This window comes from Pseudomonas sp. DW-iso3 (assembly GCF_058725305.1).
In genome coordinates, this window is record NZ_JBZXDZ010000010.1 from 267,575 (window position 1) to 291,970 (window position 24,396).

The 24,396-nt window shown below is 61.0% G+C and carries 27 protein-coding genes and 1 pseudogene; 15 read left to right on the forward strand and 13 right to left on the reverse strand.

What is annotated here, in order from left to right:
• Window positions 1-234 precede the first annotated feature (234 nt).
• Window positions 235-1,266, reverse strand: a complete 1,032-nt coding sequence (gntR, locus tag AC4PS7_RS26980) for an HTH-type transcriptional regulator GntR (protein WP_031290552.1) — start codon at window positions 1,264-1,266, stop codon at window positions 235-237.
• Window positions 1,267-1,479: 213 nt separating this feature from the next.
• On the opposite strand from gntR, the gene AC4PS7_RS26985 reads away from it, so the two are divergent.
• Both AC4PS7_RS26985 and AC4PS7_RS26990 read left to right on the forward strand, forming a co-directional pair.
• Window positions 1,480-2,013, forward strand: a complete 534-nt coding sequence (locus AC4PS7_RS26985; RefSeq protein WP_010208233.1) for a gluconokinase — start codon at window positions 1,480-1,482, stop codon at window positions 2,011-2,013.
• 84 nt (window positions 2,014-2,097) lie between these two features.
• Complete coding sequence (locus AC4PS7_RS26990) at window positions 2,098-3,450, forward strand: GntP family permease (RefSeq protein WP_010208235.1); 1,353 nt, start codon at window positions 2,098-2,100, stop codon at window positions 3,448-3,450.
• Window positions 3,451-3,608: 158 nt separating this feature from the next.
• Here AC4PS7_RS26990 and alaC read toward each other — a convergent pair whose 3' ends face one another.
• Window positions 3,609-4,820: an alanine transaminase gene (gene alaC, locus AC4PS7_RS26995; protein WP_137206258.1), complete on the reverse strand. Its 1,212-nt coding sequence runs from the start codon at window positions 4,818-4,820 to the stop codon at window positions 3,609-3,611.
• A gap of 195 nt (window positions 4,821-5,015) precedes the next feature.
• Between alaC and AC4PS7_RS27000 the strand changes: the two genes are divergently transcribed.
• On the forward strand, window positions 5,016-5,498 hold the full coding sequence (locus tag AC4PS7_RS27000; protein WP_010208237.1) for a GyrI-like domain-containing protein: 483 nt from the start codon (window positions 5,016-5,018) through the stop codon (window positions 5,496-5,498).
• Between the two features lie 301 nt (window positions 5,499-5,799).
• Here the strand turns inward: AC4PS7_RS27000 and AC4PS7_RS27005 are convergent, their stop codons facing one another.
• Entirely contained in the window at window positions 5,800-6,318 is a 519-nt protein-coding gene (locus tag AC4PS7_RS27005; protein WP_010208238.1) for a GNAT family N-acetyltransferase, read from the reverse strand.
• Between the two features lie 146 nt (window positions 6,319-6,464).
• Here AC4PS7_RS27005 and AC4PS7_RS27010 point away from each other — a divergent pair, with 146 nt between their 5' ends.
• The 5 genes and pseudogenes from AC4PS7_RS27010 to AC4PS7_RS27030 all read left to right on the forward strand — a co-directional run.
• Window positions 6,465-6,884: a YybH family protein gene (locus tag AC4PS7_RS27010; RefSeq protein WP_106119622.1), complete on the forward strand. Its 420-nt coding sequence runs from the start codon at window positions 6,465-6,467 to the stop codon at window positions 6,882-6,884.
• A 42-nt stretch (window positions 6,885-6,926) separates the two neighbouring features.
• On the forward strand, window positions 6,927-7,271 hold the full coding sequence (locus AC4PS7_RS27015) for a YciI family protein (RefSeq protein ID WP_010208240.1): 345 nt from the start codon (window positions 6,927-6,929) through the stop codon (window positions 7,269-7,271).
• 34 nt (window positions 7,272-7,305) lie between these two features.
• Window positions 7,306-7,782 carry an SRPBCC family protein gene (locus AC4PS7_RS27020; RefSeq protein WP_044287754.1) on the forward strand — a complete coding sequence of 159 codons (477 nt, stop codon included), beginning with the start codon at window positions 7,306-7,308 and terminating at the stop codon, window positions 7,780-7,782.
• Entirely contained in the window at window positions 7,779-9,002 is a 1,224-nt protein-coding gene (locus tag AC4PS7_RS27025) for an RNA polymerase sigma factor (RefSeq protein ID WP_198831766.1), read from the forward strand. Before AC4PS7_RS27020 ends, AC4PS7_RS27025 begins: the two co-directional genes overlap by 4 nt.
• Window positions 9,003-9,260: 258 nt before the next feature.
• Window positions 9,261-9,452 (forward strand): annotated as a pseudogene (locus AC4PS7_RS27030) (LysR family transcriptional regulator); the annotation flags it as partial.
• A gap of 11 nt (window positions 9,453-9,463) precedes the next feature.
• Here the strand turns inward: AC4PS7_RS27030 and AC4PS7_RS27035 are convergent.
• Window positions 9,464-10,318, reverse strand: coding sequence for a LysR family transcriptional regulator (locus tag AC4PS7_RS27035; protein ID WP_010208246.1), 855 nt, complete (start codon window positions 10,316-10,318; stop codon window positions 9,464-9,466).
• 88 nt (window positions 10,319-10,406) lie between these two features.
• On the opposite strand from AC4PS7_RS27035, the gene AC4PS7_RS27040 reads away from it, so the two are divergent.
• On the forward strand, window positions 10,407-10,871 hold the full coding sequence (locus AC4PS7_RS27040; RefSeq protein WP_010208247.1) for a multidrug/biocide efflux PACE transporter: 465 nt from the start codon (window positions 10,407-10,409) through the stop codon (window positions 10,869-10,871).
• 81 nt (window positions 10,872-10,952) lie between these two features.
• Here the strand turns inward: AC4PS7_RS27040 and AC4PS7_RS27045 are convergent, their stop codons facing one another.
• Window positions 10,953-11,711: an SDR family NAD(P)-dependent oxidoreductase gene (locus tag AC4PS7_RS27045; RefSeq protein WP_021491277.1), complete on the reverse strand. Its 759-nt coding sequence runs from the start codon at window positions 11,709-11,711 to the stop codon at window positions 10,953-10,955.
• 106 nt (window positions 11,712-11,817) lie between these two features.
• Here AC4PS7_RS27045 and AC4PS7_RS27050 point away from each other — a divergent pair, with 106 nt between their 5' ends.
• Window positions 11,818-12,714 (forward strand): LysR family transcriptional regulator, encoded by an 897-nt coding sequence (locus tag AC4PS7_RS27050; protein ID WP_010208249.1) that lies wholly within the window; start codon window positions 11,818-11,820, stop codon window positions 12,712-12,714.
• On the opposite strand, the gene AC4PS7_RS27055 is transcribed toward AC4PS7_RS27050, so the two are convergent.
• Window positions 12,711-13,628, reverse strand: a complete 918-nt coding sequence (locus AC4PS7_RS27055) for a LysR family transcriptional regulator (protein ID WP_010208250.1) — start codon at window positions 13,626-13,628, stop codon at window positions 12,711-12,713. The two genes, AC4PS7_RS27050 and AC4PS7_RS27055, sit on opposite strands and share 4 nt — an antisense overlap.
• A 103-nt stretch (window positions 13,629-13,731) precedes the next feature.
• Here AC4PS7_RS27055 and AC4PS7_RS27060 point away from each other — a divergent pair, with 103 nt between their 5' ends.
• Genes AC4PS7_RS27060 through AC4PS7_RS27070 form a run of 3 tightly spaced genes read left to right on the forward strand, consistent with a single transcriptional unit; the run spans window position 13,732 to window position 16,396 of the window.
• Complete coding sequence (locus AC4PS7_RS27060; RefSeq protein WP_021491279.1) at window positions 13,732-14,490, forward strand: 5-oxoprolinase subunit PxpA; 759 nt, start codon at window positions 13,732-13,734, stop codon at window positions 14,488-14,490.
• A gap of 56 nt (window positions 14,491-14,546) precedes the next feature.
• Entirely contained in the window at window positions 14,547-15,425 is an 879-nt protein-coding gene (locus AC4PS7_RS27065; RefSeq protein ID WP_010208253.1) for a 5-oxoprolinase subunit B family protein, read from the forward strand.
• Complete coding sequence (locus AC4PS7_RS27070; RefSeq protein WP_021491280.1) at window positions 15,422-16,396, forward strand: 5-oxoprolinase subunit C family protein; 975 nt, start codon at window positions 15,422-15,424, stop codon at window positions 16,394-16,396. Before AC4PS7_RS27065 ends, AC4PS7_RS27070 begins: the two co-directional genes overlap by 4 nt.
• A 124-nt stretch (window positions 16,397-16,520) precedes the next feature.
• On the opposite strand, the gene AC4PS7_RS27075 is transcribed toward AC4PS7_RS27070, so the two are convergent.
• The 3 genes from AC4PS7_RS27075 to AC4PS7_RS27085 all read right to left on the reverse strand — a co-directional run bounded on the left by AC4PS7_RS27075 (window position 16,521) and on the right by AC4PS7_RS27085 (window position 19,960).
• A complete protein-coding gene (locus AC4PS7_RS27075) occupies window positions 16,521-18,137 on the reverse strand; it encodes an inorganic phosphate transporter (protein WP_492179834.1) in 1,617 nt (538 codons plus the stop codon).
• A 102-nt stretch (window positions 18,138-18,239) separates the two neighbouring features.
• The gene (locus tag AC4PS7_RS27080) at window positions 18,240-19,262 is read right to left on the reverse strand and encodes a transporter (protein ID WP_021491282.1); all 1,023 of its coding nucleotides are present in this window, start codon (window positions 19,260-19,262) and stop codon (window positions 18,240-18,242) included.
• Window positions 19,263-19,651: 389 nt separating this feature from the next.
• Window positions 19,652-19,960: a PepSY domain-containing protein gene (locus AC4PS7_RS27085; protein ID WP_010208262.1), complete on the reverse strand. Its 309-nt coding sequence runs from the start codon at window positions 19,958-19,960 to the stop codon at window positions 19,652-19,654.
• A 155-nt stretch (window positions 19,961-20,115) separates the two neighbouring features.
• Here AC4PS7_RS27085 and AC4PS7_RS27090 point away from each other — a divergent pair, with 155 nt between their 5' ends.
• The gene (locus tag AC4PS7_RS27090; RefSeq protein WP_010208264.1) at window positions 20,116-20,979 is read left to right on the forward strand and encodes a sterol desaturase family protein; all 864 of its coding nucleotides are present in this window, start codon (window positions 20,116-20,118) and stop codon (window positions 20,977-20,979) included.
• Here AC4PS7_RS27090 and AC4PS7_RS27095 read toward each other — a convergent pair.
• Together AC4PS7_RS27095 and AC4PS7_RS27100 are read right to left on the reverse strand one after the other, a co-directional pair.
• Window positions 20,971-21,624: a helix-turn-helix domain-containing protein gene (locus tag AC4PS7_RS27095; RefSeq protein WP_010208266.1), complete on the reverse strand. Its 654-nt coding sequence runs from the start codon at window positions 21,622-21,624 to the stop codon at window positions 20,971-20,973. The genes AC4PS7_RS27090 and AC4PS7_RS27095 overlap by 9 nt on opposite strands.
• The gene (locus AC4PS7_RS27100; protein WP_010208267.1) at window positions 21,625-22,752 is read right to left on the reverse strand and encodes a glycerophosphodiester phosphodiesterase family protein; all 1,128 of its coding nucleotides are present in this window, start codon (window positions 22,750-22,752) and stop codon (window positions 21,625-21,627) included.
• Window positions 22,753-22,984: 232 nt separating this feature from the next.
• Here AC4PS7_RS27100 and AC4PS7_RS27105 point away from each other — a divergent pair, with 232 nt between their 5' ends.
• Complete coding sequence (locus AC4PS7_RS27105; protein WP_010208268.1) at window positions 22,985-23,308, forward strand: DUF2025 family protein; 324 nt, start codon at window positions 22,985-22,987, stop codon at window positions 23,306-23,308.
• Here the strand turns inward: AC4PS7_RS27105 and AC4PS7_RS27110 are convergent.
• Window positions 23,305-23,628, reverse strand: a complete 324-nt coding sequence (locus tag AC4PS7_RS27110) for an antibiotic biosynthesis monooxygenase family protein (RefSeq protein WP_010208269.1) — start codon at window positions 23,626-23,628, stop codon at window positions 23,305-23,307. The genes AC4PS7_RS27105 and AC4PS7_RS27110 overlap by 4 nt on opposite strands.
• Window positions 23,625-24,326: a CTP synthase C-terminal region-related (seleno)protein gene (locus tag AC4PS7_RS27115; RefSeq protein ID WP_042571259.1), complete on the reverse strand. Its 702-nt coding sequence runs from the start codon at window positions 24,324-24,326 to the stop codon at window positions 23,625-23,627. Before AC4PS7_RS27115 ends, AC4PS7_RS27110 begins: the two co-directional genes overlap by 4 nt.
• Window positions 24,327-24,396: the final 70 nt, after the last annotated feature.

The window sequence follows — 24,396 nt, forward strand, 5'->3', positions numbered from 1 at the left end:
CCCACACAAACCCGGCGCACCCGAAGGCGCCCTGCGCACAGCCACCATCAAGCATCGATAGGTTCATGCAGCTTGTGTGAGGAAGCGGGGCTACTAAACCCGATCACCGAGACATTCAGCGACCGGCCAACCTTAGAGACCCTCACCCTGACGCACAAGCCGGCGGATTCTGACGTAAGCGTAGGCAACCGGGCAAGGCGCTTACCGCAATGTCAGGCGCTTCCTACAGGCGTCCTACGTACTCTCGCGCACCTGCAACTCAAACCCCATGTCCACCACCGGCTTGGCGATCTTGTTACCTGCCATGATCGTCAACAAATGTTCTGCCGCCCGCCGACCGATCGCCTCACGCGGAGTACTGATGCTGCTCAGGCGCGGCACCATGAACGAGGATGCCGGCAAGTCGTTGAACCCCAGCACTGCCACACGCTCCGGTACTTTGATGCCATGGCGCAGGGCTTCCAGCAGCGCGCCCTGGGCCAGGTCGTCGTTGCCGAAGAAGATCGCGTCTACGTCCGGATGAGCCGCCAGCAACTGTAAAAACAACTCGCCACCCAGTCCCACGGAAGAAGGGCGCGGCGTCAGCAATTCCAGCGCCGGGTCGTACAGTCCAGCCTGCTGCAGTGCGCGGCGGAAACCTTCGCCTCGCAGCAATGTGCGCTGGTCCAGTTGTGCACCGATGTAGGCCAGGCGCTTGCGCCCGCGGGACAGCAAATGCGCCGCCGCCGTCTCGCCCGCCGCGAGTTGCGAGAACCCTACGCAGTTCACGCCGGCGTTGGGGTCCAGATCCATCATGTAGACGCAGGGCACATTGCTGGCCTCGACCATCCGTCGGGCGCTTTCAGTGCGATCAAACCCGGTCAGCAGCAAACCCCGTGGCTGGTAGGCCATGTAGTTGCGCAGCAGGTTTTCTTCTTCGTCGCGGGAATAGTGGGAGTTGCCGATCAGCACTTCAAAGCCCTTGGGACGCAGCACTTGGTGGATGGCTTCAAGGGTTTCGATAAACAGCAGGTTGGACAGCGACGGCACCAACACCACCACCGAATGGCTCTGGGCCGAGGCCAGTGCACGGGCGGCAGGGTTGACCACGTACTTGAGTTCGGCGGCGGCCTGCTGCACTTTTTCCACCAGTTCGGTGGCCACGGTGCTGATGCCGCGCAGGGCGCGTGAGGCGGTAATCGGGCTGACGCCGGCCAGGCGGGCGACTTCGTTAAGAGTCGGGCGACCCGTGGTGCGTAATTTTTTATCGTTCTTGGAGGTCATCAGGCGGCTTGCCAAACAAAAATCGAGGCACTAAGGTAGCGCTGTCTCCAAAGGGCTGCAAATTCTTGAACGCTGGGTTGCCTGATCCGGTTCAAACGATTGGAGAGGATGCACGCGTCACTCCATAAAAAAAGACAAGACGGCGCGGGAAAAGCCTGTTTTTGCACTAGCCTTACAGCGTGCAAAGGTAGCGCTATCTGCGTCCTGAGGTGTTTCATGAGTCAACCTGTTACCGCCCTGGTCATCATGGGTGTTTCCGGCTGTGGCAAGTCCAGCGTCAGCGAGGCCCTGTGCCGCCTGAACGGTGCCACTGCCATTGAAGGCGACAGCTTTCACCCTGCCGCCAATATCGAAAAGATGAGCGCCGGCCACCCCCTCAACGACGACGACCGCGCCGGCTGGCTCGACATCCTTTGCGATGAACTGCGGCGTTCGCTCAAAGCGGGCGAGCACCCCGTGCTCACCTGTTCCGCCCTCAAAAAGAAATACCGCGACCACCTGCGCGAAGCAGCGCCGGGTCTGGGTTTCGTGTTCCTGGAGCTGACCCGCGCCGTGGCCGCCGACCGTGTGTCTCATCGCCCCGGCCATTTCATGCCAGCCAGCCTGATCGACAGCCAGTTCGCCACCCTTGAATCGCCTAAAGGCGAGCCGCTGACCCTGGCCCTCAACGCCAGTGAAGACAGCGTCGAGGCATTGGCCGAGCAGACACACGCCTGGTGGCTGCAACACGGCTTTGAACCTACTCATTAATTTTTTGCCGGAAAAGATAGCGCTATCCCCGGCAGGAAATTCAACACCCGCTTTAATAACAACAACAAACAGGAGAGACCCCCCATGTTTGGCATGTCCCACGAGTCCTACTTACTGCTAGATGCAGTCGTTACCATCATCGGGTTGATCGTTCTGATCACCAAGTTCAAGGTGCACCCGTTCATCGCGCTGATCATCGCGGCCGGCTTCCTCGGCCTGACCTCGGGCATGCCCGTGGACAAGATCATCAAGGCGTTCCAGGACGGCTTCGGCGGGGTGCTCGGCTTTGTCGGCATCATCCTCGCGCTGGGCACGATGCTCGGCAAGATGATGGCCGAATCCGGCGGTGCCGATCAGATCGCCCAGACCCTGATCCGCGCCTTCGGCAAAGAGAAGGTCCAGTGGGCCATGATGTTCGCCGCGTTCCTGGTGGGCATTCCGCTGTTCTTCGAGATCGGCTTTGTGCTGCTGATCCCGCTGGTGTTTATCGTCGCGCGCCGCACCGGCGTGTCGCTGATCAAGATCGGCATCCCGCTGCTGGCCGGCCTGTCGGCGGTGCATGGCCTGGTGCCACCGCATCCGGGGCCGCTGCTGGCCATCGGCGTGTTTGGCGCGGATATCGGCAAGACCATCTTGTACGGCCTGATCGTCGCTTTGCCGACCGCCATTATCGCCGGTCCGATCTTCGGCACGTTTATCGCCAAGTACATCCCGGGCAACCCGTCCCAGGAACTGGTCGATCAATTGGCCCGCGAGACTGATAACAAGTCGCTGCCAAGCTTCGGCATCACCCTGGTCACCGTGCTGCTGCCGGTGTTCCTGATGCTGCTGAAGACCTTCGCCGACATCGCGTTTGCCGAAGGTAACGTGGTACGCAACTGGATGGACATGATCGGTCACCCGATCACCGCCTTGCTGCTGGCCCTGTTGCTGTCGCTGTACACCTTTGGCCATCGCCAGGGCATCCACTCCAAGCAGATCCTCAAGCTACTCGACGCCAGTCTGGCGCCGACCGCTGCGATCATCCTGATCATCGGCGCCGGTGGTGGCTTCAAGCAGATGCTGGTGACCAGCGGCGTGGGCGACGTGATCGGCCATATGGCGGTGAACGCGCAGATCAATCCGATCCTGCTGGCGTGGCTGGTGGCGGCAGTGATTCGTGTGGCGACCGGTTCAGCCACGGTGGCGACCATTACCGGCGCGGGCATTGTGGTGCCAGTGGTAGGGATGATTCCGGGCGTCAACCGTGAGCTGCTGGTGTTGGCGACGGGGGCGGGTTCGTTGATCCTGTCTCACGTCAACGATGCGGGGTTCTGGCTGGTGAAGCAGTACTTCAACATGACCGTGGCCGAGACGTTCAAGACCTGGACGGCGATGGAGACCATTCTGTCCGTCGTGGCGTTGATCTTCATCATGTTGCTGTCGTTGGTGGTGTAAGCCACACCGCAGCATCCCATGGGGTCACCCAATCAAATGTGGGAGGGGGCTTGCCCCCGATAGCAGAGTGTCAGTCATTGCATCCGGTGACTGAACCACTGCCATCGGGGGCAAGCCCCCTCCCACATGTTTGAGCGCATTTCTTCGGGGAGATCGGGTCAGGCTTTAGGGGGCAGCCCATCTGCCCGGAACATCCCGCGAATACCGCGTACCGCCTGGCGGATCCGGTCCTGGTTTTCGATCAGTGCAAAGCGCACATGGTCATCACCATACTCGCCAAAGCCGATGCCTGGCGACACACACACCTTGGCTTCCAGCAGCAGCTTCTTGGCAAACTCCAGCGAACCCAGGGCGGCATATTGCTCTGGAATCTTCGCCCAGACGTACATCGACGCCTTCGGATTCTCCACCATCCAGCCCAGCTCATGCAGGCCTTTGACCAGTACATTGCGGCGCTGGCGGTACTGCTCGGCGATGTCTTTCACGCACTGTTGGTCGCCTTCCAGCGCGGCAATCGCCGCCACTTGCAGCGGGGTGAAGGTGCCGTAGTCGTGGTAGCTCTTGATCCGCGCCAGGGCGTTGACCAGTTCCGGGTTACCCACCATGAAACCGATGCGCCAGCCGGCCATGTTGTAGCTCTTGGACAGGGTGAAAAACTCCACCGCAATGTCCTTGGCACCCGGCACTTGCATGATCGACGGGGCTTTCCAGCCGTCGTAGACGATGTCGGCGTAGGCCAGGTCGTGGATCACCAGCACGTCGTATTGCTTGGCCAGGGCGATCACACGTTCGAAGAAGTCCAGTTCCACGCATTGCGCGGTCGGGTTGGACGGAAAGCCCAGGATCATCATCTTCGGCTTGGGAATCGAGCCGCGAATGGCCCGTTCCAGCTCCGCGAAGAAATCCACGCCAGGCACCAGCGGCACCGAACGCACCTGGGCGCCGGCAATCACCGCACCGTAGATGTGGATCGGGTAGCTCGGGTTGGGCACCAGTACGGTGTCGCCCTGGTCCAGTGTGGCCAGCATCAAGTGCGCCAGGCCCTCCTTGGAGCCGATGGTGACGATGGCTTCCGATTCGGGGTCAATGTCCACTTCATAGCGGTCTTTGTACCAACGCGAAATCGCCCGGCGCAGACGCGGAATGCCTTTGGACGTGGAGTAACCGTGGGTGTCTTCACGCTGGGCGACTTGCACGAGTTTTTCGACAATGTGCGGCGGCGTGGGGCCGTCAGGGTTGCCCATGCTCAGGTCGATGATGTCTTCGCCGCGCCGACGCGCAGCCATCTTCAGTTCGGCCGTAATGTTGAAAACGTAAGGGGGGAGTCGATCTATGCGCGCAAAGCGGCGCGGCGAACCTTGGTCTGCCATTGTTGCCTCGAAGTACGTAAGCGCCCGGAACCGTCCGAGCGACGTCGGCCACTGCGGTGGCCTGCGGGGCAGACAATACGGTCGATGATGGCCAGTTGTCCAGATGCGTAGGAAAATTTTCTGCATGGAGTCCAGCGCGAATATGCCCCTATACTCGATGCGGGTTTGTTCCCTCATAAGAAGGAGACTGTTCGTATGGATCAGCAGACAAAACAACCGTTAGAGCCACGCATGGAAGCCGGTAAAGCCTTGGTGATCGCCGGGGTGCAAGGGCGTTATTCGAAGGCCACCGTGGGGGATATCCCCAAATTGTGGGAGTTGTTCGATACCTGTATCAAGGACATCAAGCAGCGTGTGGGCGGCGTGACGTATGGCGTTTGCCATAACCCCAGGCAGGGCGAATTCGACTACATGGCCGGTGTCGAAGTCCCCACCAAAGGCGATGTGCCGAGCAACTTCGAATTCATCGAAATCCCACCGCTCAACTACGCCGTGTTCCCGCACTACGGGCCGGTACAGGCGCTTGAGCAGACGTACGAGCGCATCATGTTTGAATGGCTGCCGCACTCGGGCTACAAGGTGATGGGCGCGGATTTTGAGCGCTACAGCGCGGATTTTGATGCGCGCAAGGGCACCGGGACGGTGGAGATCTGGTTGCCGGTGGGGCAGAAGGTCTGACTGGAACAGGGGCTGGTAGTCGGGCCCCTGTCAGCTCGGTGTCGAGCGCTAGACGCCCCCACGACACCAAGGGTGCCTTGGGGGCCGCAGGCCATGGCATAAAACGCAACGTTGCCCTGGGCCAGGACCACTTCGCCGTTGTTACCGACCCCCGAGTCAGGATTGCCGCTGGCGTCGAAGCCCTCTTGAGGGGGGGATTACCGAAGCTCAGATCCTTGCCGCCTACGGTCTTGGTGTGCGTGCCCGAACGCCTGGAAGGAATACTCATTGGCCTGCTCCTTGGGTTCAAGTTATGCATACGCTACATGTTGAGCGTGTCGAAGTCGGCCTGATCGAAGACCCACCTCAACCTGCGCTCATACCCAATCCGTCCCTTATATGCCTCCCCACTGTCCACCCAGCCAGCCCTCAGATACAGCCCCATTGCCGCCACATTGTCCGCGTCCACCGACAATTCCAGGCCCTTGATCTGCGGCCACGCTTGCCGTGCCGCCGCCGGAAGGGCTTGCAAACAGGCCTTGCCGAATCCGCGCCCTTGTTGATGCCGATCCACTTGCAATGCATGCAAGGTCGCGCTGTGTTCATCGGCCCAGTGGGGCAGGCAGGGTGGGCGTTTGAGCAGGAGGAAGGCCACGGGCAGGTCGTCGGCGAGCAGGGCGAAGCCTTTGATGGCGCCAGGGTTGGGATTGACCAGCAGGCTGTTCAGCGCGCAGTGGATATCACCGGAATACGCCAGTTGCTCGGGATGCACGTGCAGGGTGTCGAGTTGCTGTTTCTGCACAAGGCTCAACGTCTCATAAAGGGCGAGGCGGGTTTCCATCGGGGGCGTATCCGAAATGCTACAAAGAGGCCTGGATTCTAGCGGGTTTACCGGGGCGAAAATATTTTTAAGCGGCGTGTCGATTTGCCGAAGAGCTATTCGACTAAGGGTGTCTTTCGTGATTTTCACCCCCAAGGAGTACCGCCATGAGCACTGCCATCAACGCCCTGATCGAACAATGGAAACACGCCGTCAGCGCCAAGGATGTCGAGAAAATAGTCAGCTTCTACGCCGACGATATCGTCGCGTTCGACGCCGTTAACGCCCTGCAATTCAAAGGCAAGGCCGCTTACCAGGCGCACTGGCAGGCCTGCATGGAGTTCTGCCCCGGCCCGGGCGTGTTTGACTTTCATGAGCTGCATATCGTCGCCGCCGAGGACAGCGCCTTTGCCCACTGGCTCGCCCACTGCGGTGGCACTGGGCCGGATGGCGTGCTCAAGACCTGCTGGATGCGGGTCACCGCCGGTTACCAGCGTATCGACGGCCAATGGAAAGTGGTGCATGAGCACTGGTCCGCACCGTTCGACATGGAAACCGGCGCCGGTCTGTTCGACCTGAAACCTTGACCGTCGCGACCTATAGTCAGTAATCCGAAAACGGAGAACGCCATGAAATACCTGTGCCTGGTCTACAGCGAAGAAGCGTTGCTGCACAGTCTGCCCGACAGTCCCAAGGACCCGGAATGCCACGCATACGCCGAAGCCGTTCACGGCAGCGGCCGCATGCTCGCCGCCCAAGCGCTGGAGTCGGTGAGCACCGCCACCACCGTGCGGATGCGCAATGGCAAGTTATCGATCACCGACGGGCCGTTTGCCGAGACCAAGGAGCAACTCGCCGGGTTCTACCTGATTGAGGCCCGTGACTTGAATGAAGCGATCCAGGTGGCCGGCGGCATTCCGGCTGCCCGGGTCGGCAGTGTGGAAGTGCGCCCCGTGCGTGAATTGAATCTCTGAACAGAACAACCATAAGACTCAAGAGGTTTATCCCATGTCTACGCAACCAGCCGAGTTTGAATTGTCCATCAGCCGCGTGATCGATGCGCCGCGCAGCCGGGTGTTCCGCGCCTGGACCGAACCTGCCTTGCTCCAGCAATGGTGGGGCCCCCACGGCATGACCACCCCCGAGTGCGAAATGAACCTGTGGGTCGGTGGCCTGTTTCGCACCTTGATGCGGGCGCCGGACGGTGCCGAGTACCCGACGCAGGGTGTGTTTCTGGAAATCGATGCGCCCAATCGACTGGTGTTTACTGACGCCTTCATGCCCGGCTGGATCCCCTCGGGCAAGCCGTTCATGAGCGCCGAAGTCACCTTCGAAGAGGTCGACGGCAAGACGCTTTACACCGCTCGCGCCATGCACTGGAGTGCCGAAGACAAGCAGGCCCACGAAGCCATGGGCTTTCATGACGGCTGGGGCCAGAGCCTGGATCGTTTGGTCACCCTGGTGACCCAGGGCATGCCCGATTGACCCTGTCGGTCGAGGCCATTTACCGCAGCGAATCACGCCGGGTGCTCGCGACGCTGATTCGCTTGCTGGGTGACTTCGACCTGGCCGAGGAAGCCCTGCACGAAGCGTTTTTCGTGGCGGTGCAGCGCTGGCCGCTGGACGGTGTGCCGGACAATCCACGGGCTTGGCTGGTGTCGACTGGTCGCTTCAAGGCCATCGACCGGCTGCGCCGCGAGGCGCGTTTCACTCCGTTGCTGCAGGAGCAGGCCGATGCGCTGGAAGCGGCTGACTGGAGTGACCAAGACGTGGAAGACGACCGCCTGCGGTTGATCTTCACCTGCTGCCACCCGGCGTTGGCGGCGGATGCCCAGGCCGCGCTGACCTTACGTGAGATCTGTGACCTCACCACCGAAGAAATCGCCCGCGCGTTCCTGGCCACACCCGCCACCATCGCCCAGCGCATCGTGCGGGCCAAGGGCAAGATCCGCGAGGCCAAGATCCCTTACCAAGTGCCATCCCTGGACGAATTGCCCGAGCGGCTGGACAGTGTATTGCGGGTGATTTACCTGGTGTTCAACGAGGGGTATTCGGCGTCCATGGGCGCTGACCTGACCCGTGAAGCGTTGACGCGCGAAGCCATTCGCCTGGGGCGTTTGTTGCTGGAATTGCTGCCCGAGCCCGAAGTCATGGGGCTGCTCGCACTGATGCTGTTGCATGAGTCCCGACGCCCGGCGCGCACCTCGGCCAACGGGGAGTTGGTGCTGCTGGATGAACAGGACCGCTCGCTGTGGGATGCGGCCCTGATTGCCGAAGGTTGCACGTTGGTAGAGCAGGCGCTGGGCACTCGGCGCTTTGGCCCGTATGGCCTGCAAGCGGCCATCGCGGCAGTGCATGCCGAAGCGTCGCGTGCAGATGAGACGGACTGGCCGCAGATCGTCGGGCTCTACGATGTATTGCTCAGGGCGGCGCCATCACCGGTGATCGAATTGAACCGCGCCGTGGCGCTGGCTATGCGGGATGGGCCGTTGGCAGGGTTGCAGCAAGTGGAGGGGATTCTGGCGCGCGGTGAGTTGCTGGATTACCACTGGGTGCATTCGGCGCGGGGGGAGTTTTGTCGGCAATTGGGGCGAGTTAAAGAGGCGCGCGCAGCTTACGAAAAAGCCCTGTCACTGACCCAGCAAGCCCCGGAGAAACGCTTCCTCGAACAACGCCTGGCCGAGCTGCAATCGCCCCTCCGCTGACGATCCAAATGTGGGCGCTGGCTTGCCAGCGCCCACAGTGAACCGGGTTGTTTGCACTGTCTGGGTTATGGCTGCTGACGCGTCGCGGCCAACACGATCTCACGAATGCACACATGCTGCGGCTACTCAGTCATCGGATTAAGCTATGGATGTGCGTCACCTCAAGGCATTTCTCACGGTCTTTGAAGAGCGCAACACCAGCGTTTGTTCATCAGCCAGCCGACCTTGTCGGTGACCCTCAAGCAGTTGGACGACGAACTGGGCGTGGCGATGTTGCCTCAGTCGCAGGCGGTTGAGCGGGTTGGCGTGGTGATTCGGCAGTGGCACCTGCCCGCACCTACACGCCGAGTGGGATTGTGTTTTGCCGCGCAAGCCTTGGAGTTGCCCGCGTTACGCGCGCTGCACGACTATTTCCAGACCCACCGCCCGCCACAATTGTCGGCCGCATAACGCTGTTGGCGTTATTCGAGCATCTGGCTCAGCATCCAGCTTCCGGCTGGCCCCGGTGGGTGTTGCCGTGACCACAGGGCATCTACCGCCACCGAGCGTGGCCAACCGCGGACGTTGAGTTCAACCAGCTCGGCATTGCCAAAACGCTCCACCAACCAGCGCGGTAATTCCGCCCAGCCGAAGCCGAGTTGAGCCATCTCCATCAGCATCAGAAAACTCGGCGCAGACCACACACGGCCTGAGGGGCGCGTTTCGTTGGGGCTGATGATGCTTGCCAGGCGCAGTTCACGGTATTGCTGCAAGGCGTGCGGGTCGATGTTTTCTACGCGGGTCAATGGGTGGGTAGGCGCGACGAACAGCGCGATTTCCGTGCGTTCGGCGACGGGCGAGCGGGTCAGGTCGGGCGGGTAAACCTCCTGGGCTTCGATCAAGGCAATCTGTGCGCGACCGCTTTGCACCAGGGCGATCAAGTCTTCGCACTCGGCGATCAACCATTCCAGTTCAAGGTCCGGGTAGCGCTGTTCGAAGGCCTTGAGGGCGAGTTCGAAGCGTTCTGACTGATAAGTGTCTGACATGGCGATCGTCACCTTCGGCTCCAACCCTTGGGCCAACTGGCTCGCCGCCAACTCCAGGCGACTGCTGGCCTCCAGCACCTGCTCGGCGCGTTGCAGCAGGACATGCCCAGCCGGAGTCAGTGTCGGTTTGCGACTGCTGCGGTCGAACAGCACTACATCCAGGTCAATCTCCAGGCTCGCCACCGCCGCACTGACGGTGGACTGACTCTTGCCCAGCTTGCGCGCCGCGGCAGAAAACGAACCTTGGGTGGCCGCTTGGACAAATGCTTGCAGCACTTCGTGAGAGGCCATGAGTATCGCCTTGATCGATGGTTATTAGTTATGAAGTATCGATTCAAAGGGTAATGATGGCAACCATCGTTACTCACGGAGAAGGGTCATGCACCCCACCAAGTCGATTACTGAACGTGTTTGCCAAGCCCTGGGTTTTGAAGGCCTGGCGTTGTTGATCTGTACACCGCTGCTGGTCTGGATCACCGGGCGGCCGGCCTTGGAGATGGGGGCGGTGACCTTGGGCCTGAGCCTGTTGGCGCTGACCTGGAACATCATTTTCAACAGCCTGTTCGACCGCCTCAAGGTGCGCCTGCAACTCTCGGGTGGCGGTTGGACGCGGGTGTTGCATGCGCTGATGTTCGAAGGCGGACTGATTATCGTCGCGGTACCTTTGATCGCGGCGTGGCTCAACATCAGCCTGATGCAGGCGTTTATGCTCGACATCGGCGTACTGCTGTTCTTCCTGCCTTACACCTATGTGTATCACTGGGGGTATGACGTGATTCGGGAAAAAGTCATCAACAGAAACGCCAGTCTCTGTAGGAGCGAGCTTGCTCGCGAAGAGCGTTAACGATAATGCGGGTTGCCTGGATAAGCGTGGTGCTCTCAGGTTTTTCGCGAGCAAGCTTGTTCCTGCAGGTGATGTGTGAAATCAGAGAAACATGCCGCCCGAGGCCTCGATGCGCTGGCCGGTGATCCAGTTGCTGCCGTCGGCCAGCAAGGTGGAAATCGCCCCGCCGATGTCGTCCGGCAAACCGGCGCGCCCCAGGGCCGTGTTGTTGGCCACCATCGCGTTCAAGTCCGAGTTGTCGCGTACTGCGCCGCCGCCGAAATCGGTGGCAATCGCGCCGGGGGCCAGGGTGTTGACGGTGATCCCACGTGGGCCCAGCTCCTTGGCCTGGTAGCGGGACAGCACCTCCACGGCACCTTTCATCGATGCATAGGCCGCATACCCCGGTAGGCTGAACCGCGCCAGTCCGCTGGAGATATTGATGATGCGCCCGCCATCGCTGATCAGTGGCAGCAGTTTTTGCGTGAGGAAAAACGGCGCCTTGAAGTGGATCGCTACCAATTGGTCGAACTGGGCTTCGGTGGTCTCGGCAAAGCTGGCGTGGGCGCCGATGCCGGCGTTGTTGATCAGAAAGTTGAAGTGCTCTTGTGCGAATACATCCTTGAGCAAGCGGCCGACTTCGCTGACAAAACCATCGAAGGTGCCGCTCTGGCTCACATCCAGTTGCAGCATCGCGGCGCGGCCACCCAAGGCCTGGACCTGCTCGACGACTGACTGGGCCTCAGCCGCTGCGCTGTGGTAGGTGCCGATGATATCGACGCCTTGTGCCGCCAGGTGCAACGCGGCGCTTTTGCCCAGGCCACGGCTGGCGCCGGTGATAAGTGCGATTTTACGGGTCATGGTGCAGTCCTCTCAGGTGATCAGTGACACTGAGTGTATTTATTCGCCCATAACGTGATAAACAGCGTTATCCCGGAATCACTGGCCGGATAAGGCGAACAATCCCATGAACAAGCTTGAGCTGCTGCGCACCTTCGTGCGCGTCACCGAACTGTCGAGTTTTACCCAGGCCGGTGAGAGCCTGGGGCTGCCGCGTTCTACGGTGTCAGAACACGTGCAGGCCCTGGAGCAATTGCTCGGCACGCGTTTGCTGCAGCGCACCACGCGCAAGGTGCAGGTTACCCAGGACGGCCGTGTGTTGTATGAGCGCAGCAAGGACTTGCTGTCGCACATGGAGGAACTGGAGGGGTTGTTTCGTCAGGATGAGGCGCAATTGACCGGACGGATTCGCGTGGACATGCCTAACGTGATGGCGCGCGGCATGATCCTGCCGCACCTGCCGCTGTTCATGGAACGCCATCCGCTGATCCAGATGGAAATCAGCAGCTCCGACCGACAGGTGGACCTGATCGCCGAAGGTTTCGACTGCGTCTTGCGGGTGGGCGCCCAGCCCGATCAAACCGTGGTGGCGCGCCGGGTGTGCAGTATGCCGATGGTCAACTGCGCGAGCCCGGCCTACCTGCAACGTTATGGCGTGCCCCAGACCCTGTCCGACTTGGCGGACCATCAATTGGTGCACTATGTACGGCCGTTGGGCGCCCGTTCATCCGGCTTCGAGTATCAGTCGGGCGGCAAAGTGCAGCGCGTGCCGATGGCGGGGCGTGTCACCGTCAACAGCACGGATGCTTATCAGGCGGCGTGCCTGGGCGGCTTCGGCATTACCCAAGTACCGCTGCTGGGGATACGCGCCTTGTTGGCCAGCGGAGAGCTGGTGTCGGTGCTGCCGGACTACCCGGCGCCGCCGTTGGACGTGTCATTGCTGTACGCCGGCCAGCGTCATTTGCCGTTGCGGGTGCGGGTGTTCATGGACTGGTTGGCCGCCACCCTGCAAGCCCATCTTTAACGCCGCGCCGACAACTGTTGCGGCGCCAGGAACGCGTCGTGGAAGTAATCGCGCACCGCCTGCATCGCCGGGGTGAATGCGCGCTCGCGGTGCCAGGCGAGGCCCACGCTCATCGGCGTGACCGGATCAGTGACCGTGAGCGTTTCGATGCGCTTGCCTTCCAGGGACCAAGGCCGATGCACCAGGTCCGACAGGATTGCCACGCCGCTGCCGTTGGCGACCATGCTGCGCACCGCCTCCACTGAGCTGGTGCGCAGGCGCACCTTGGGCGTCTGCCCGGCGTGCTCCCAATACCGCATGGCGCTGTGTTCGGCCTCGTCGACGGTGAGCAGGATGTAGGGCTCCTGGGCCACATCCGCCAGGCTCACGGCGCCACGTTCGCACAAAGGATGATGGCTGGGCAGCCACAGGCGACGCTCCGAGTTGAACAGAATTTCTGAAACGATATCCGGGTGGGTCAGGTTGGCGGTGAGTACCACGGCCATGTCGAACAGGCCGTCGAGCAGACCCTGTTCGATGGCCTGCCGCTCCTGTTCAAACACCTCGATGGTCACGTCCGGATGCCAGTGCTCCATGCGCTGCAGGTGGTGCGGCAAGAAGTAACCGAGGACCGTGTAGCTGGCGGCCAGGCGCAGCACGCCACGGGCGCGGTAATCGGGCAGCGGGCTGTTCAGCGCGTCATCAACGCTGCGCAGGATCACGTAGGCACGGTTGAGAAAGTGCCGGCCGGCGTCGGTCAGGTTCATGCCCTGGGCCGAGCGCACGAACAGCTGCACGCCGAGCATGGCCTCCAGTTCCTTGATCGCCGTGGTCACCGCCGATTGCGAGATGTTCAGGTGAATGGCCGCCTGGGAAATCTGGCCGATTTCGGCGGTGGCGACGAAATAACGAATTTGGCGCAAGGTCAGGGACATAGCGATATCTGTTTTTCAGAAGATGGGTCATCTGATAATAGATCTTCCCAAGGGGTCAAGCGGCAGCCTACTTTTCCTCCATCACTTAGGCGGAGCGACTCTGATGCAGGCAGTGGATTTCAACTCGGACATGGGCGAGGGCTTCGGTCCCTGGACCATCGGCGACGGCGTCGACGCGGAGCTGATGGCTTATATCAGCTCGGCCAATATCGCCACCGGCTTCCACGCCGGTGACCCCGGCACCATGCGTCGCACGGTCGAGCGCGCCAAGCAACTGGGCGTGGCCATTGGGGCGCATCCGGGCTTTCGGGACCTGGTCGGCTTCGGTCGTCGCCACATTAACGCGCCAGCCCAGGAGCTGGTGGACGACATGCTCTACCAGCTCGGCGCCCTGCGTGAAATCGCCCGGGCCCAAGGTATGACTCTGCAACACATCAAGCCCCATGGCGCGCTCTACATGCACCTGGCCCGTGATGAAGAAGCCGCACGGTTGCTGGTACAGAACCTGCAAATCATCGAGCCGACCCTGCTGTTGTACTGCATGCCCAACTCGGTGATCTGGCGCGTGGCCAAGGAGCTGGGGCAGCCGGTGGTGCGGGAGTTTTACGCCGACCGTGAGTACGATCTGACCGGCTCCATCGTGTTTACCCGCAACGTGCGGGCACTGGATCCTGCGACGGTGGCGGCGCGCGTCCTACGGGCTTGTCAGACGGGGCGTGTGCGAACTGTAGAAGGCGAAGACCTGCTCATCGAATTCGATTCCATCTGCCTGCACAGCGACACCCCCGGTGCGCTGGAGTTGGTGGAAGCCACCCGCGAAGCCCTGGACCAAGCGGGCATTACCGTCAAAACACCACAATAAGAACCATCCCCCATTTTTTCGCCTGCCTTTCTACAATGATTCCAAGAGGAACAGACATGGCTGAAACATCCCCCATCCGCTACAGCTTCGGTGGCGATGAACACCTGTTTGCCGAGGTCAGCGACAGCATGTCCCTGGAGGCTTTTTTCACAGGCATGGCGGTGACCCGTGCCGTGGAGCGCCTGGCGTTGGAAGGCGTTCTGGATGTATGCCTGGCCAATGCATCGTTCCAGATCCGCTTCGACCCCGACCGCATCGCCCCCCATGTGCTGCTCGATGCGGTGCAGACCGCCGAAGCCCAGGCCGTGGCCGAGCGCACCTTGCACACGCGCATCATTGAAATCCCGGTGCTCTACAACGACCCGTGGACCCACGAAACGCTGATGCGTTTTCGCGACCGCCATCAAGACCCCAGCGGTACGGACTTGGAATACGCTGCGCGCATCAACGGGCTCGCCGATGTGGAGGCGTTTATCGCCGCCCACAGTGGCGCGCCGTGGTTTGTGTCGATGGTCGGATTCGTTGCGGGCTTGCCGTTCATGTTCCAGATGGTCGAACGAGAGCGGCAGTTGCAGGTGCCCAAGTACCTGCGCCCGCGTACCGACACGCCGAAACTCACCCTTGGCCATGGCGGCTGTTTTGGTTGTATTTACTCGGTGCGCGGTGCCGGTGGTTACCAGATGTTCGGCGTGACCCCGGCGCCGATCTACGATCCGGCGCAGCAACTGGCCTACCTCAAGGAACACATGGTGTTCTTCCGTCCTGGCGATATCGTGCAGTTCAAACCCATGGACCGTGCGGCCTACGACCTGGCCGTTGCCGACGTGGACGCAGGACGTTTCGACCTGCGCATCCGCCCGGTGGAATTTTCCCTCGATGCCTTTCTCGCCGACCCCATTGGCTATCCAAAATCCCTGCAGGAGGCGCTGGCATGATCAAGGTTCTCAAACCCGGCCTCGCCACCTCTGTGCAGGACCTTGGCCGCGAAGGTTACTACCACCTCGGCATTCCGCCGTCGGGTGCCTTGGATCAGTACGCGTTGAGTGCGGCTAACCATCTGGTGGGCAATCCGGTCGGCGCTGCGGGCTTGGAGTGCACATTGATCGGCCCCGAACTGGAATTTCAGCAAGACGCGCTGGTAGCACTCAGCGGCGCCCTGATGTCACCGCGCCTGGACGGTGAAGTGGTGCACCAGGACACCGCGTTTCAGGTGCGTGCGGGTCAGGTGTTGCGCTTTGAATTTCCCAAGGCGGGCGCGAGGACTTATCTCGCGGTGGCCGGTGGTATTGATGTGCCGGTGGTGCTCGGCAGCCGCTCGACCTATGCCCTCGGCGCACTCGGCGGGTTTCACGGACGGCGCTTGCAGGAAGGTGATGAATTGCCCATCGGTGAAGCCAGCGGCACGGGCCGGGCGGGCAACAGTCTGCCGATGGCGCTGCGCCGATCAGTGGGCGGTGACGTGACGCTGCGCGTGGTGCCCGGGCTTTATTACGAGCGCCTGACGGAGGCGGCCAAAAGCAGCTTCTTTGCCGAGCCGTGGACCGTGGGTTCCGAAGCCGACCGCATCGGCTATCGCTTCAAGGGCGGCAGTGCGTTGAGCTTCCAGCCACGGGAGCAACCTTTCGGCGCGGGCTCTGACCCGTCGAATATCGTCGACAGCTGCTACCCGATTGGTTCGATCCAGGTGCCGGCAGGGCTGGAGCCGATTGTGTTGCACCGGGACGCGGTGTCGGGCGGTGGCTACGCGATGATCGGCACCGTGATCAGTGCCGACCTGGACCTGATCGGGCAGATGCAGCCGAACCAGCGGGCGGGGTTTGTGGCGGTGACGCTGGAGCAAGCATTGGAGGCGCGTCGGGTGTACAAGAAACGCGTCAAAGCGATGACTGGACTCTTCAACAACTGAAGAAATAAAAATCCAAATGTGGGAGCGGGCTTGCTCGCGAATACGGAGTGTCAGTCACTGGAGATGTTGACTGAACCACCGTATTCGCGAGCAAGCCCGCTCCCACATTTTGTCCTGAGTTGTGTCAGAAGAGTTGGGTGAACAGCCAGTAGAGGCTGCCCGACAGCAAAATTGCCGCCGGCAATGTCAGCACCCAAGCCATCAGCAAATTACGGATAGTCCGCATCTGCAAGCCACCGCCATTCGCCACCATGGTCCCCGCGACACCGGACGACAACACATGCGTGGTCGAAACAGGCAAACCGTACATATCCGCCGCGCCGATGGTCAGCATCGCCACCATCTCGGCCGAGGCGCCTTGGGCATAAGTCAGGTGCGTTTTACCGATCTTCTCACCGACGGTCACCACGATGCGCTTCCAACCCACCATGGTGCCCAGGCCGAGGGCGATGGCCACGGCGATCTTCACCCACAGCGGAATGAAGCGCGTGGAACTGTCGATCTGTTGCTTGAACAGTTGCAGCTTGCCCTGGGTATCCGCGTCGAAATTACCGACCTTGCCTTTGTCCATCAACCGAATGGTTTCGCTGGTCAGGTACATGTCGTTACGCACGTTGCCGACGGCCTCGGCAGGCACTTTGGCCAGGGAACCGTAGCCTTTGACTTCATCACCGATCTGCCCGGCCAAGGCGGCGAGGGCCGGGATCAGTTCCGGGGTGGCTGCCTTGGTGCGCATGTAGGTCGAGAGGATCGGGCGCGGATCGCCCGTCAGTGCTTGCGGTGCGCTTTTCAGCAGCGCCACTTGGGTCACTTCGGCCACCGCCGCGAACTGCAACGACTGCTCGGCCGGCATGGTGCGGTTCAGCGCGTAGGCCATCGGCAGGGTGCCGACCAGGATCAGCATGATCAGGCCCATGCCTTTCTGCCCATCGTTGGAGCCGTGAGCAAAAGACACGCCGGTGCAAGTGGCGATCAGCATGCCTCGGATCCACCACGGCGGCGGCGTGTTGCCTTTGGGCGCCTTGTACAACGCGCGGTTCTTGACGAACGCGCGCAGGGCCAGCAACAGCATCGCCGCAAACGCGAAACCGATCAGCGGCGACAACAGCAAGGCGTAACCGATCTTGATCGCCTGGCTCCAGTCCACGCCGCTGGTGCCGTCACGCCCGTGCATCAAGGCATTCGCCACGCCGACGCCGATGATCGAGCCGATCAGCGTGTGGGATGACGACGCCGGCAAACCCAGCCACCAGGTGCCGAGATTCCACAGGATCGCGGCGATCAACAGGGCAAAGATCATCGCGAAACCGGCCGAAGAACCCACCTGCAAAATCAACTCCACCGGCAGCAACGCAATGATGCCGAACGCCACCGCACCGCTGGAGAGAAGTACGCCGAGGAAGTTGAAAAAGCCCGACCACACCACCGCAAAATGCGGCGGCAGCGAGTTGGTGTAGATCACCGTCGCCACGGCGTTGGCAGTGTCGTGGAAGCCGTTGACGAACTCGAACCCGAGGGCGATCAACAGCGCCACACCCAGCAGTAGAAAGGGTGTCCACGTCGTGAGCTGCGCGCCCATTTCATGCATGTCATGCATCAGGCTGTAGGCGGTGAACAACAGGCCCATGGCGAGCACGGCGAAAAACACGATCACCGTCACCAGGCCGGGTTTCTTGTCCAGCCTGGGTTTAGGGTCTGCAGGTGAGGCGTGGGTGGAGGCAGTCAGGGAAGGGGTGGCCATGCCGGAGCATCCAGTGTGGGAAGGATGTCGTTCATAGTCATTGCAAAATGTTACAGGGATGCTGCCATACATCAGTGTTTGGGTGATTGAGCTGGCCGCTGGTCAGTAATCCTTGCGCTTCCTGAACGCCCAGCGCCCGGCGATCAGGGTAAAGGTCGCGACCAGTGCCACCAATATCCAAAACCCCTCCGGGTCCTGGGAAAGCGGCACACCGCCCACGTTCATGCCAAAAAAACCGGCGATGATATTGATCGGCAATGCCAGCACCGTCACCACGGTGAGGGTAAACAGTGTGCGGTTGCTTTGTTCGTTGAGGTTGGCGGCGATTTCTTCCTGCAACAACTTGATGCGTTCGCCCAGGGCCATCAGGTCATTGATGATCAGCGCAAATTCCTCGGTGGACTTGCGCAATTCCTTCACGTCTTCCTTTTGCAGCCATTGCGGCGGGCGGTTGAGCAGGCGCAACAGCGAGCCCGGTTCCAGCGCCAGCAGGCGTTGCAGGCGCACCAGCACCCGGCGTGCAGCACCGAGTTCGGCGCGGTTGGTGGACAGACGTGACGACAGCAACTGGTCTTCGATATGGTCGACGCTGATGCTGGTCTTGCGCACGATCTGGGTCAGCACTTCACCCTGGTCGCGCAACAGGTGTACCAGCAAGGCCAGCGGTGAGCGAAAGCCTTCGCCAGCCTTAACCGACGAGCGCAGCTTGTCCACCGAGTGCAGCGGTTGCAGGCGCGCGCTGATCAGCAAGCGACTGCGGGCGCAGACCCACAGCGTGGAGATATCCGACGACACCATGCTGCTGAAGTTGAACACCACGTCGTTGACCACCGCCAGCAAGGCCGAGTCGACGTGTTCGATGCGCGTGGAACGCGAGCCCTCATGCAGGGCTTCGAAGAATTCTTCCGGCAGGTCCAGGTTTGCCTGCATCCAGCGCTCGCACGCCGCATGGGCGAGGTTCAGGTGCAGCCACATGAATTCTTCCGGGTCGCCCGGTTGGCGCAGGGCCTGGAGCGCCGTGGCCGAATCGATCTGCTCACCCTTTTCACCGGGGCGAAAACGGAAACCGTAAAGCAAGCCAAACAGGTCGGAATCCTGATGGCTGTGGTCGATGCTGTGGTTCATGGGGACTCGCAGAGAAAAGGCCTGTAGGACGTTTCACAGGTCGCGTCGCGAATCATTGCAAGGGGGTTTGACAGTTTTGTGACGGTTTGCGAATTACTTCGCTGTTGAGCGCTTGATCAGGCCGTTGGCAGGCTAGGACGCAGATCGTGCCGGAGAACTGGCCGCCGGTGCGGAACTCCGGCACCGAAATGTAGCTTTCAAATGGGTAGGGACGCTGGGAGTGGTGGTCCTGGTAAAGCGGATCTTAGTGCCCGCGCCGACGAACGTAATTAAGCGACCTTGCGCGCCGTAAGTGGAATTTCATTCGGTGAATTGAGCTTTTTTCCTACGCACGGACATAAAAAAACCGCGCGACCCGAAGGTCGCGCGGTTTTCAGTGAAGCGGTCACTCAGCTATCGATCTTGTCTTCCAGCACGGCGCCGGTCTTGGCGTCGAGCTTCACTTCAAAGCGCTTGCCGGCGGTGTCGGTCAGGTCAACTTCGTAGACCAGTACACCGCTGTTGTTGTGGTCCAGCTCGGTGTCAGTGATGGTGGCACCCGCGTGTTTGGCCACGGCGGCAGCGTTGAGTTTGTCGAAAGGCATTACGGCGCCGGACTTGAGCAGGCCTTCAATCTGGTCTGGGCGAACATCCGCCTGGGCCAGGCCGGCGGTCAGGGTCAGGGCGGTAGCGGCGAACAGGGCGGTCAAGGTTTTCATGGTGTGTATCCTTTTCGGGTGAGCTGTTTAAGTGGGATCAGGTTAACCAGCGCAACTTAACTCACCCTTAATTAATTCAAACAGTTGCGCAGTTTGTTCAATCCGCCAGGCGCGGAGGATTTCATGCTGGAGGCTCACTTGAAGGGAGACTCTGCATGAAACGGTTAGTGAGTTGGATCTACGCGCCTGCATTTCTGTTTGGCTTTATCGCTTGCGGACTCTGGCAACCGCACGCGCTGATTTTGCTGTTTGTGACAGCGGTTGCAGTGTCATTCCTGGCGGAGCAGTGGTTGCCCTATGAACCACAGTGGAATCGCAGTCTCGGTGATCGTCGGCGCGACACCGTGCACGCCTTGGTCAACGAAAGCCTGAATGCCGTGGGCTTGTTGATCCTGCCTGGGCTCACGGCGTTGTTGGCGTTTGAAGGCATTTGGCCGCGTGGCTGGCCGCTGTGGGAACAGCTGCTGATGGCTATTGTTCTGGCTGATGCCGGCATTACGTTGATGCATTACGCCAGCCATCGCATCGCACTGCTGTGGCGCCTGCATGCGGTGCATCACAGTGTGCAGCGGCTGTACGGTTTCAACGGTTTGATGAAGCACCCGTTGCATCAGATGCTCGAAGCCACTGCAGGCTTGCTGCCCTTGATCCTGTTAGGTATCCCGCTGGACGTGGCGCAATTGCTGGCGCTGGCCATTGCTCTTCAACTGCTGTTGCAGCATTCCAATGTGGACATGCGCCTAGGGCCATTGCGCTGGGTGTTCGCCTGGGCGCCGGTGCATCGGTTTCACCACATGAAATACGGCCGTGCCGGGGATGTGAATTTCGGCTTGTTTTTCAACCTCTGGGATTGGCTGTTGGGCACGGCGTATTACCGCTCGGGCTACCGCATCGGGCCGGGGGATCTTGGGATTGGCAGTCGGCCGGATTTCCCGGTGGGCTATGGGGCGCAGTTGCGTGATCCTTTCAAGACGGTTGGCTTGAGCAAAGAGCCGTCACTGCCGGATGGTTTAGGTTAACAACTCAACCTTCAGCTGGCGCAACGACGCCGCCGCCGTGACGCCAAACAACTGCTTCATGGTCCGTGAAAAATGCGCTGAGTCGGCAAACCCCGCACCGTGAGCCGCTTCGGTCAGCGTGCCACCGGCAAGCGCCAAGTGCAGGGCGATGCGCAATCGTCGCCACAGCACCAGGCGACGCACAGGCAAACCGAGTTGGTGGGCGAACAGTCGTTCCAGTTGACTCAATGACAGGTGCGCGGCCTGGGCCAGGGCCTGGGCCGAGACTTTGCCGGCGAGGTGTTGATCCAGTGCGGCGAGGGCGCGCTCCAGACGTGGATCATCCAGGCTGCGCCGAGGCAGTCGACGCATTGCCTCCAGGGAGAGGTCCTGGTGCAGCAAAGGGGCAATATCAAACACGGCAGGTTCGGCGTACAGCACCGAGACCTCACCTTGAGTCTCAAGAATGGCGTGAGTCTGTCGCGATGGGATAAACAGGCGGTGGGCCGTGGTGACCTGGCCGTCGAGGCTGACCGTGATCGGTGAGCCTGTGGAGAACATCAATTGGTGGGCGTAGTGCGCATGGGGCGCGGTGCGCCCCAGCTCGCCGCGGATCAGGCCGTAGTCACGGCCCAACCACAGGCGGCCTGACCATTCGGCCTTCACTCAGTACTTATAGTCGTTCAGCAGATCCTGCACGCTGGACGACGGCCAGCGCTTGTAGAACTTCAGCAGTTCGGCGGCGCGGTTGGTGAAGATGCCATCGACGCCAGCCTTCATCACTTTTTCGAAGTCCACCGGCTCGTCCACGGTGTAGACGTGTACCAGCAGGCCTTTGTCGTGGGTCAGCTTGTTCATTTCCGGTTTGACCAGGTCCGAATAGCTCTGGTCGCCGTGATTGGTCAGCTCAGCCGATGGGCCGGTGCCGATGGCGCCGAGGCTCTTGGCTTCGTCGACCCACTTTTCGAACTCGGCAGCGTCTTTCGGCTCTTGCTTGGCGTAATAGGCGGCCTTGGTGGTTTCGCCGGATTCAGCGAACGTCTGCTTGTTCTTCGGTTCGATACTGCCTTCACCCACCCACAGCAGCAGGATTTTCGGGGTGTTCGGCATTTCTTTCTGCAGCTCTTTCAGGCTGGCCACTTCGAAGGTTTGCAGCACCACGCGACCCTTGCCCTGGCCGACGCCAACGTTGCTCTTGCCCAGCTTGGAACCGGCGGAGCTCAGCCAGCCTTTGTCGAGCAGCTTGTTCTTCAGGTCGGCTTCGATGCCGGGGAATTGCTTGGGCTCTTTGGTTTCGATGTACAGGCCGGGTTTGTGCTGAGGGTTGCCTTCAGCGATCTTGATGATGTCGTCCAGGCTCTGGATTTTCAGGCCGACGAAACCTGGGCGCGCGCGGTCCGGGTAGGCGGCGTTGAACCAGCTGCCGGCGTCGAGGGTTTGCAGTTCTTTCCAAGTGAACTCGTTGGCCGGGGCGTCCTTGCGATCAGGGAACTTGGTGGCCACGTCGGTGGTGCGCTGCAGATTATTGTCGTGCAGGGCGAACAGTACGCCGTCCTTGCTGCGCTGCAGGTCCATTTCCAGGTAGTCGGCACCCAGGTCGCGGGCGATCTTGTAGGCGGCAGCGGTGGATTCCGGTGCATCGAAGGAAGCGCCACGGTGGGCGATCACGGCAGGGTAGGGGATGCCTTCGTTGGTCGCCAATTCGGCCGGGCTGATAGGGGCTTGCGCATGTGCCTGGCCAAGGCCGAGCATCAGGGCGAGCAGCAGGGCGCTCTTGGTAGACGTGACAGGCATAGGCGAAGTCCTTTCGTAGAGGTAGCTTTGAGAAGGCCTCCTTTTTAACAATTGATTGCGAAAGGCGCTATCACCAAACCGACATTAACGTGTGCAGCCCTCAATTTTCTCGGTTTTTTTCTCGGGCATTGCCGTATTCTTGGCCGAAGCTGCCCCGTTAGAGGGCGGCGCTTTTCGCCACGCGTGTAAACCATCTTTCCAGTTCCTGTGGGACTTTTCAGTGAGGTTTACCATGCGCATCACCTCCGAGCTTATCTGCCAGGCCGCCGACCAACTCCACGGTTTTGTTGGCCTCAACCGCAAGACAGGCCATTACATCGTGCGATTCAGCGAAGACGCCTTCGGCATGGACGTGGCCGATGACGGCATCATTCCCACCGCCGAATTCGTCTGGCTGCCGGCCCCGGAGCAGACCATGACCCTGTCCCGCGAACGTATCCAGTTGCTGCTGGACCAAAACATCGATGACCGCATCAACATCACCGAGCCGTTGCGGGTGTATATGCGTCGGGTGGAGATTCCGCAGATCAGTGCGTTGCGCAGTCTTGTGAGCTAGCCCGCCTTGAAACGGTAGTCCCGTTCGACTTTGCATACCCGCGTCTGGAAGGCTGAGTACCAGGCGGCGCGCCCTTGTTCGCGCACCGCCCGGTGCTCGGCCTGCTGCTTCCAGGCCAGGATGGCCGCTTCACTCTCCCAGTACGACACGGTGATGCCCAGAGCGTCCTCCCGTGCGGACTCCACGCCGAGAAACCCCGGTTGTTCGCGTGCCAGTTCCAGCATGCGGCTGGCCGCCTGGCCGTAGCCTTGATCGCCTTCGGTGCGCTGTGAGCTGAATATCACCGCGTAGTAGGGCGGGTTGGGTGTGGGGGCGATCATGCGGACTCCGCCTGGCAAGCCTTGAGCAGGGCAACCGCCAAGGGCGGGGTGATGCCTTTCAGCGCGACGCGCTCGGGCTGGAACAGGGTGGCGACGAAGAACGGGTGGTCGAGCAATTCCACCGCCCGTAGATCGCCCGCCGAGTCATGGCCGCTGGGGATCAGGTCGCCGTTGAGCAAGGCATCGAGAAACGCGGGGTTCACGCCATAACGGCAGCGATAACCTTCCTGCACATCAAGGGTGCCGTAGGCCTCGGCGATCCGGGTGTAGGGCGCCAGGCGCACGGTGTCGGTGGCTTCCACCAGCGCGCAGCTCAGTGGCGCGATCACAGCGCGCGTGGACTGCGGGGCGAGCTCGCCATGCTCGGCATCCTTCCAACCCAGAACGTTGCGCGCGTATTCAAGCACCGCATGTTGAAAACCGCCGCAAGTGCCCAGGAACGGTCGGCGTTGCTCGCGGGCAAACTGGATCGCGCGCATTGCGCCCTCGGTGTCACGGTAAGGGCTGGCGGGGACGCACCAGAAACCGTCGAAGCCGTGCAGTGACGGGGGCAGGTTATCGGTGTCGAGCCACTGTACGTGAATGCTCAGGCCCAGCGTCTCGGCGGCCTGTTGCAGCGCCACGGGGATGGCTTGGTGAGCGATGACATCGGGGTTGTAGTCGCCGATCAGGGCGAGGTGCAAAGGCGTGGTTTTCATCGTGTTCGTCCTAGGGCTTGTGGTGTCCTGGGGCGCACTATAGATTGGCGCTCACGCAATCAATATTGGC

What these genes read in the sequence shown, in the direction of transcription:
- AC4PS7_RS27115 (WP_042571259.1), bottom strand. Translation starts at nt 24,326, where the DNA reads ATGAAAACCACGCCTTTGCACCTCGCCCTGATCGGCGACTACAACCCC.
- AC4PS7_RS27080 (WP_021491282.1), bottom strand. Translation starts at nt 19,262, where the DNA reads ATGAACCACAGCATCGACCACAGCCATCAGGATTCCGACCTGTTTGGC.
- AC4PS7_RS27015 (WP_010208240.1), top strand. Translation starts at nt 6,927, where the DNA reads ATGAAATACCTGTGCCTGGTCTACAGCGAAGAAGCGTTGCTGCACAGT.
- AC4PS7_RS27075 (WP_492179834.1), bottom strand. Translation starts at nt 18,137, where the DNA reads ATGGCCACCCCTTCCCTGACTGCCTCCACCCACGCCTCACCTGCAGAC.
- AC4PS7_RS27065 (WP_010208253.1), top strand. Translation starts at nt 14,547, where the DNA reads ATGGCTGAAACATCCCCCATCCGCTACAGCTTCGGTGGCGATGAACAC.
- AC4PS7_RS27040 (WP_010208247.1), top strand. Translation starts at nt 10,407, where the DNA reads ATGCACCCCACCAAGTCGATTACTGAACGTGTTTGCCAAGCCCTGGGT.
- AC4PS7_RS27110 (WP_010208269.1), bottom strand. Translation starts at nt 23,628, where the DNA reads ATGATCGCCCCCACACCCAACCCGCCCTACTACGCGGTGATATTCAGC.
- AC4PS7_RS27105 (WP_010208268.1), top strand. Translation starts at nt 22,985, where the DNA reads ATGCGCATCACCTCCGAGCTTATCTGCCAGGCCGCCGACCAACTCCAC.
- AC4PS7_RS27100 (WP_010208267.1), bottom strand. Translation starts at nt 22,752, where the DNA reads ATGCCTGTCACGTCTACCAAGAGCGCCCTGCTGCTCGCCCTGATGCTC.
- AC4PS7_RS27020 (WP_044287754.1), top strand. Translation starts at nt 7,306, where the DNA reads ATGTCTACGCAACCAGCCGAGTTTGAATTGTCCATCAGCCGCGTGATC.
- AC4PS7_RS27090 (WP_010208264.1), top strand. Translation starts at nt 20,116, where the DNA reads ATGAAACGGTTAGTGAGTTGGATCTACGCGCCTGCATTTCTGTTTGGC.
- AC4PS7_RS27070 (WP_021491280.1), top strand. Translation starts at nt 15,422, where the DNA reads ATGATCAAGGTTCTCAAACCCGGCCTCGCCACCTCTGTGCAGGACCTT.
- AC4PS7_RS27045 (WP_021491277.1), bottom strand. Translation starts at nt 11,711, where the DNA reads ATGACCCGTAAAATCGCACTTATCACCGGCGCCAGCCGTGGCCTGGGC.
- AC4PS7_RS27085 (WP_010208262.1), bottom strand. Translation starts at nt 19,960, where the DNA reads ATGAAAACCTTGACCGCCCTGTTCGCCGCTACCGCCCTGACCCTGACC.
- AC4PS7_RS27060 (WP_021491279.1), top strand. Translation starts at nt 13,732, where the DNA reads ATGCAGGCAGTGGATTTCAACTCGGACATGGGCGAGGGCTTCGGTCCC.
- AC4PS7_RS26985 (WP_010208233.1), top strand. Translation starts at nt 1,480, where the DNA reads ATGAGTCAACCTGTTACCGCCCTGGTCATCATGGGTGTTTCCGGCTGT.
- AC4PS7_RS26990 (WP_010208235.1), top strand. Translation starts at nt 2,098, where the DNA reads ATGTTTGGCATGTCCCACGAGTCCTACTTACTGCTAGATGCAGTCGTT.
- AC4PS7_RS27050 (WP_010208249.1), top strand. Translation starts at nt 11,818, where the DNA reads ATGAACAAGCTTGAGCTGCTGCGCACCTTCGTGCGCGTCACCGAACTG.
- AC4PS7_RS27010 (WP_106119622.1), top strand. Translation starts at nt 6,465, where the DNA reads ATGAGCACTGCCATCAACGCCCTGATCGAACAATGGAAACACGCCGTC.
- AC4PS7_RS27035 (WP_010208246.1), bottom strand. Translation starts at nt 10,318, where the DNA reads ATGGCCTCTCACGAAGTGCTGCAAGCATTTGTCCAAGCGGCCACCCAA.
- AC4PS7_RS27055 (WP_010208250.1), bottom strand. Translation starts at nt 13,628, where the DNA reads ATGTCCCTGACCTTGCGCCAAATTCGTTATTTCGTCGCCACCGCCGAA.
- AC4PS7_RS27005 (WP_010208238.1), bottom strand. Translation starts at nt 6,318, where the DNA reads ATGGAAACCCGCCTCGCCCTTTATGAGACGTTGAGCCTTGTGCAGAAA.
- AC4PS7_RS27000 (WP_010208237.1), top strand. Translation starts at nt 5,016, where the DNA reads ATGGATCAGCAGACAAAACAACCGTTAGAGCCACGCATGGAAGCCGGT.
- alaC (WP_137206258.1), bottom strand. Translation starts at nt 4,820, where the DNA reads ATGGCAGACCAAGGTTCGCCGCGCCGCTTTGCGCGCATAGATCGACTC.